At 56.2% G+C, this 6,624-nt stretch carries 9 protein-coding genes; 5 read left to right on the forward strand and 4 right to left on the reverse strand.

Annotated features, from left to right (window positions below):
* On the reverse strand, positions 1–198 hold a 198-nt coding region (locus R6V78_RS09425; RefSeq protein WP_410289100.1), incomplete at its 3' end, for an HU family DNA-binding protein.
* Positions 199–507: 309 nt separating this feature from the next.
* On the opposite strand from R6V78_RS09425, the gene R6V78_RS09430 reads away from it, so the two are divergent.
* A complete protein-coding gene (locus R6V78_RS09430; protein WP_410289101.1) occupies positions 508–765 on the forward strand; it encodes a hypothetical protein in 258 nt (85 codons plus the stop codon).
* A gap of 16 nt (positions 766–781) precedes the next feature.
* Here the strand turns inward: R6V78_RS09430 and R6V78_RS09435 are convergent, their stop codons facing one another.
* Positions 782–934: a hypothetical protein gene (locus R6V78_RS09435; protein WP_410289102.1), complete on the reverse strand. Its 153-nt coding sequence runs from the start codon at positions 932–934 to the stop codon at positions 782–784.
* Between the two features lie 207 nt (positions 935–1,141).
* On the opposite strand from R6V78_RS09435, the gene R6V78_RS09440 reads away from it, so the two are divergent.
* From R6V78_RS09440 to R6V78_RS09455, 4 genes are all read left to right on the forward strand, one after another.
* On the forward strand, positions 1,142–1,276 hold the full coding sequence (locus R6V78_RS09440; protein WP_410289103.1) for a hypothetical protein: 135 nt from the start codon (positions 1,142–1,144) through the stop codon (positions 1,274–1,276).
* 356 nt (positions 1,277–1,632) lie between these two features.
* Entirely contained in the window at positions 1,633–1,812 is a 180-nt protein-coding gene (locus tag R6V78_RS09445) for a hypothetical protein (protein ID WP_410289104.1), read from the forward strand.
* 23 nt (positions 1,813–1,835) lie between these two features.
* Positions 1,836–3,749: a selenocysteine-specific translation elongation factor gene (selB, locus tag R6V78_RS09450; protein WP_410289105.1), complete on the forward strand. Its 1,914-nt coding sequence runs from the start codon at positions 1,836–1,838 to the stop codon at positions 3,747–3,749.
* Between the two features lie 57 nt (positions 3,750–3,806).
* Positions 3,807–4,970 carry a DUF2333 family protein gene (locus R6V78_RS09455; protein WP_410289106.1) on the forward strand — a complete coding sequence of 388 codons (1,164 nt, stop codon included), beginning with the start codon at positions 3,807–3,809 and terminating at the stop codon, positions 4,968–4,970.
* A 242-nt stretch (positions 4,971–5,212) separates the two neighbouring features.
* Here R6V78_RS09455 and hemW read toward each other — a convergent pair whose 3' ends face one another.
* Together hemW and R6V78_RS09465 are read right to left on the reverse strand one after the other, a co-directional pair.
* Complete coding sequence (gene hemW, locus R6V78_RS09460) at positions 5,213–6,382, reverse strand: radical SAM family heme chaperone HemW (RefSeq protein ID WP_410289107.1); 1,170 nt, start codon at positions 6,380–6,382, stop codon at positions 5,213–5,215.
* A gap of 10 nt (positions 6,383–6,392) precedes the next feature.
* Positions 6,393–6,624, reverse strand: a 232-nt coding sequence (locus tag R6V78_RS09465; protein ID WP_410289108.1) for a 2-oxoacid:acceptor oxidoreductase family protein, incomplete at its 5' end; no start/stop codon positions are given.

Consider the following 6,624-nt stretch of genomic DNA (forward strand, 5'->3'; position numbering starts at 1 on the left):
GGCTGGATTCCGTCCTTTCCGTTCCCGTTTGTCCTTCACACAGAATTTTCCGAAGCCAGAGACCAGGACGTCCTCACCGGCTGCCAGGGTGGATTTGATCAGTTCGAGTAGGGCCTTTGTGATTTCGACGGACTGGTTCTTGGGCAAGCCAAGGCCGGCCTGAATCTGCTCAGAGATGTCATGTTTCGTCAGGGCCATGAAGGAACTCCATAATTGTAATGGTGGAAATGAAAGGCGGGAACAAAAACACGTTCGCAAATATTCCTATTTGTGTCGAGGGGTTGGTGATTCTTGACAATATGGAGGTGGGACAGTGACTATACGTCAACTAGCTCACGGGTTTATTGCTCAGGATGAAAGCCGACTCCGCTATTACGAAAGCCGCATTGATGCGCTGGTATGTATGGTATGCGGTTTGATTCAGCACAAACAGCGATTATCTTTTGCTTACTGCACAACATAACAGTTCACTGACAACTTTTGGGATGATGTGAAAAAGGGCAAACGATGAGCAATCTTGAAGGCAAAAAGTTGCCTACCGTAGCACAGGTGGAAACAATAATTGCAGAGTACGGGTCGCGCTCAGTCGAAGAATTTGCTGATCGCTTTGAGCTTGAGAAGGTTGTAGTTGAGGCAACCATGGAGAGCCTCAAGCGCTTACGAAGAATTTCTGGTGAAGAGCCGGTTCCTGCTATTGCCTGTTATCGTGATGACAAGCTCGATTCCATTATTCGTTGTGCGGGTTCCAAACATGGGTATGTTTAAATAATAGCATCAGACCCTAGCACTCAACGATCCTCACCCGATGCGTCTCCTGTAGCACCTGCCAGATCCGGTGCATGACATCTGTGCCCATTTCATCATCTTGGCCAAGCTGGCTGCGAATGCAGGTTTCGAAGGCATACTGAAGATAGGGCACATCGGATTCGTCCATGTTGGCGATGGCGGCCTTTTCCTTTTAGGTTCGTATACCACGTGTCCCTCATTGCGGCTGGCTCCTATTTGGCCAAAATTCTATGATTGTCTGTTGTGGCAAAACAGCCAACCGGCTCACATTGTCTTAATCCCCTGATGACGTATCTTTTCCCCAAGAAAGACGCAACACCGACTTACAACAACCCACAACCCATGAAGTGATACCATGGCCGAGAATCAAGTTCAGGACTACTCCGATGACAAGAACGAAGGACACGTTGACACCCGTGAAGCCAATTTCGAGTGTGAAAAAAAAGATGCGAACCTGGGATGTGACCTGGGAATCGATGTCGCGGGATAACTGAAAGGACAGTGCCCTATGATAGGATTGACACTGACGCTCATTACGCTGGGTTGCTTCATCAACAGATATATAGCCGGCCGGACATCAGGAGCCACCTACAGGATTTAGGGCATGGTTGACGGCAGCGTTTCGAAAAATTAGACAACAGAAATCAAATCCGCTATCATGGCGGTAAATGGCAGCGTTTTGTGACCCCTTTTCAGGCAGGTTGGATTCCAGACCACCGCCCGCTGGATGTCCGCATCACTTTCATTGAAAAACCAATGTGTTCCCCATAGGTATTGACCCCAATCCCCTTCTCATATAGTATCCGTACGATTGCTCACGTATCCGATTTGGAAAGAGGTAACATCTTGACCCAATTTCACGTTTTTATCATCAGGGCAGTCCTGGGCGCCGGTTTTGCCGTTATCCTCTCGCGCCTGTTTTACCCGGAGGCCAACACCATCTACGTGGTCGGACTTGGCGTCATCCTCGTGGGCCTGGCCTACTTCGCCGAATACCTGAGAAACCGTAAAAAGCAGCAACTCTGACCAACCGCTGGAGCGCATCGATCGTGAAACAGATTATTCTCGGCACCGCCGGCCACATTGACCACGGCAAAACCAGCCTGATCAAGGCCATCACCGGCACCAACACCGACCGGCTGAAGGAAGAGCAGAAGCGTGGCATCACCATCGAACTGGGCTTTGCCGCACTGGACCTCCCCAGCGGCCGGCATCTTGGCATCGTCGACGTACCCGGCCATGAAAAGTTCGTCAAAAACATGGTTGCAGGCGCCACGGGCATCGACATCGTCTCCATGGTCATCGCCGCCGACGAGGGGGTCATGCCCCAGACGCGCGAGCACATGGAGATCTGCGCACTGCTGGGCGTCCGGCATGGCATGGTGGTGCTCACCAAAATCGACATGGTGGATGAAGAGTGGCTGGAGCTGGTCACCGAGGATATCCGCGAGTTCACCGTTGGCACCTTCCTTGAAGGCGCACCGATCGTGCCGCTCTCATCGGTTACCGGGGAGGGCATCCCCCGATTCATCGAGGAACTGGACAATTTGTGCAGGCAGGTCCCCGACCGTGCCACCACCGGTCTTTTCAGGCTGCCCGTGGACCGGGTCTTCTCCATGAAGGGCTTCGGCACCGTGATCACCGGCACCCTGATTTCGGGCAGGGTCAACGTCGGGGACAGCATCATGATCTACCCCGGAAAAATCACCTCCAAAGTCAGGGGCATCCAGGTTCACAACCAGAGCCGCGAGACAGCCGAAGCCGGCATGCGTACCGCCATCAACTTCCAGGGTCTGGAAAAAACGGCCATCAACCGTGGCGATATCCTGGCCCGCGAAAAGACCCTCATGCCCAGCTATATGGTGGACCTGGAACTCCACTATCTCTCCAGCAATAAAAAACCCATCAAAACCCGGACCCAGGTACGTTTCCACACTGGCACCAGCGAGACCATGGGCAATCTGATCCTGCTGGACCGGGAAGAACTGGCTGCCGGAGAGACCTGCCCGGCCCAAATCCGCCTGGAGGAACCCGTCAGCCTGATCCGTGACGATCGCTTCGTGGTCCGCAGCTACTCCCCGGTGCGCACCATCGGCGGCGGCAAGGTCATCAACCCCATTCCCGGCAAACACAAACGCTTTCAACAGGAGATCATCGACGGAATGAAGAAACTGGTCGATGCGGCGCCCGAAGGCATCATCGACTATCAGGCGCACACGGCCGGTCCGGCGGGCATCACCTTTGCCGACCTGCTCCTGATGACCAACCTGCCGGAAAAGGCCCTGGAAACCACCCTTGCCGGCATGCTCAACAGCCAGGCCATCGTGTTGATGGACAAGGAGAACCGCGCCTATGTCCACATGGCGGTCTTTGATCGACTGAAGCAGCTGGGCCACGACGTTCTGGCAACCTACCACCGCAACAATCCCCTTAAAACCGGTATTTCCAAAGAGGAATTGAAGTCGAAATTTCCCCGGCAGGTCAGCGGCAAGCTCTTTACCCTGATTCTCAACCGGATGATCAAGGACCATCAACTGGTCCTGGAAGACGACACGGCGCGGCTGGCTGACCACAAGGTATCCCTCCAGGTGGACCAGAAGGCCCTGAAGCAGCAGATCTCGGACATCTACCGGCAGACCAGGCTGACGCCGCCCTATTTCAGGGATATCGTCAAGGAACTGGACGTGGACCCCAAAACGGCCAAAGGCGTGTTGGAACTGCTGGTCGCTGAGGGCGTGCTGGTCAAGGTCAAGGAAGATCTCTATTATGACCGGGCAACCGTTGAAAAACTGAAGGCGGAACTGGTTGCCCATATCCTCGAAAAGGGCGAGATCTCCACACCCGAGTTCAAGGATATGACTGGAGCTTCCCGTAAATATGTGATACCTTTGATCGAACATTTCGACGCCACCAATGTCACCATCCGGGTGGGGGATATCCGACAACTCAGAAAGCGCCAATAGGACCGGCTCCGGCCGAATACGGACGACGGCCGGGCCGGGACCGAAGACGGAGCAGCCATGGGAAGCAACGCCAAGGGATTCGAGTTCAGTAAGTTTGCCACGCCGCGCATCATCGGCGGAATCGCCATCACCATCATTATCCTGTGGGCCCTTTCTGTCATCTTCAGTTCGCCGAATGGGCGTTCCTTCACAAGCCTGGACGCAGGAAGGCCCGACCCGGTCATGGCCACCGGCACTCCCCGGCCCGCCGGTGAGACCGGCCCCCTGGACACCCGGGACTCATCTGCCGCAGCGACAACTTCGGCGCCTGTTGAAGCGCCGTCATTGCCCAAACATCCGCTGACCGCCTCGCGCCCGGATACCCTGGCAATCGACCACGGCAGCGACGGCCATATTGCGGCTCCGGCGACCACCACGGTCCGACCGGACCTGCCGGCCACCGCCGTCGTCGCACCGGTTCACCAACCCGCGCCCAAAGGCGTGGCCTTTACCGAGGCCGCCATCGAACCCATGCGCTACGAACTGGAAGATCGCTGGTGGGGGTGGCGGCCCAACGATTTGATCAACCTCACGGACAACATCAACAACTTCCAGATGGGCGTGCTGGAGGTAAGCCGACGAACTACCGTGGCCCTGGCGGAACGCATTTCCAGAACCGGCACCACCGCCTCTTTTGACGAAGACCTGGAGCAGGCCATGAACTGGTACATGGTCAAAGCCAGCAGCTACTGGTTCCCCTCGGCGGAATCCAAATACCACGACAGTCTAAGAGAAATGCGGGCCTATCTCGCAAAACTCAAAGCGGGGAAAGCCGCATTTTATACCCGGACGGATAACCTGATACCGCTGCTGGCTTCCTTCGAGGATCTTTTGGGCAGCTGCGACGAAAACCTGGTCAAAGAGGCCCACGAAAACGGTTCGTCGGTAAGCTTTTTCCTGGTGGACGACTACTTTTATTACGCCCAGGGCGTGGCCAATTCCATGGCCACGGTACTGAAGGCCGTGCACCATGATTTTAACCAGACCCTGGAGTCCCGCCACGCCACCGAACTGCTGCACCACGCCATCCTCTCCTGCGAACGGGCCGCGGCAATCGATCCCTGGATCGTCCTGGACAGCAACCTGAGCAACATCTTCGCCAACCATCGCGCCAATATGGCGGCTCCCATCAGCCATGCCCGGTTTTACCTGGGCCAGTTGATCAAAACCTTGTCGACGTAAACGCAGGACGGAGGGCGGAAGACAACCTCGCCGGCCTCAGGCCGGTTTGATCGGCAATGCAACGGTATTCCGGGAATGCATTTCCCGGACGCGGATTGGAAAAATGAACATCGAACGTTCAAGGCCCAATACGGGATTGTTGCGCTCCTCTTGACCCCTCGAAGCCCTCTTTTCGTTGGGTGTGGGCGTTGGCCGTTCAGTTTTTTTCCCTCGACCCCTCGAATCATCGGTCCTTTTTTTCATCAAGACAGCAGCCGGTCGACGACGCTATCGAAAAAACGCATGCCCCGGTGGGTCAGGCGTATCCGCCCGGATCGCTTTTCTACCAGCCCTTCTCTGACCATACAACTCAATGCCGGTTCAAAACAGTCGCCGAAACCCGCCTTGAACCGTGATGAGAAGTCCGCCGGGTCTAGTCCTTGGGTCTGGCGCAGCCCGAGGTAAACGAATTCCATGATCTGCTGTTCACGGGAAAGCGCTTCCTCCCCCGCAACGGGAGGTTTGCCGGCCTCCAGGTCCGCGAGGTAATTGGCCAGGGAGCGGTGGTTCCACCAGCGCGTGTTGTCCAGGAAGCTGTGCGCGGCCGGACCGAACCCCAGGTAAGGCGCCAAGGTCCAGTATTTGAGGTTGTGCCGGGAGCGCCGGTCGGTGCTTGCCCCTTCCGGATGCCAGGCAAAGTTGGATATTTCGTACTGACGGTAACCCTGACCATTCAAATAAGCAGCGGTTGCGGAGAACAGCCGCCCGCAAGTCAGTTCATCCAGCGGTTGGAAGGCTGCGCTGCTTACCTTGCGGGCCATCGGTGTTCCCGGCTCAATGGTGAGCGTGTAGCAGGAAAGATGATCCGCTGACAGTTGGACAACGCCAGCCATCTCCGCTTCCCAACCGGTTGGCGTTTGGCCGGGAATCCCGTATATCAGATCCAGCCCCACATTGTCGAAGCCCGCCCTCCTTGCCCAGCGAAAGGTGTCGACGCCATTTTTGGCAGTATGAATCCGCCCGAGAAGTCGGAGGGTTCGATCATTCATCGATTGAAGACCGATGTTGAGCCGATTGATGCCACTTCTCCGGTATTCGGCCAGCATTTCACCGTTGACGGTGCCCGGGTTGACTTCCAACGTCACCTCGGCTTGGGGGGCAATCGCGAAACAGCCATTGATAAATTCAAGAATGCGCGCAATCTGAAGGGGCGTAAGTACGGACGGCGTACCGCCGCCGAAATAGATGGAATCCGCGCGCGGAACCCGGTGCCGCTGCAGCTTCAATTCGGCAAGCAGTGCCTCGATGTACGCGGGAATAAAATCCAGGTCGGTAACGGAGTAGAAATCGCAGTACGGGCATTTGGCCCGGCAGAAAGGGACATGGATATAGATCCCTGCCGACAGCGCAGCCGTTGACGCCCCGCCAGTCATTTCAGGAAGATCATTCCTCAGGGGTGAGAACTTCTTGTTTATGGTTCGCTGCGTCCCGGCCCAGTTCCAGCCCCAGTTCCAGGGCCTGCCGGTTCATCTCGATAAATCCCGGCGGGATGCGCTGTTCCAGCACCTTCATGATCGACTCCGCCTTGACCAGCTGGGTCAGTCCCACCACTGCACCCAGCATGCAGATATTGAACACGATCGGTTTGCCGATCCGCTCCATCACCGCCTGGTAC

The organism is Desulfosarcina sp. (assembly GCF_046496365.1).
Classification (GTDB): domain Bacteria; phylum Desulfobacterota; class Desulfobacteria; order Desulfobacterales; family Desulfosarcinaceae; genus Desulfosarcina.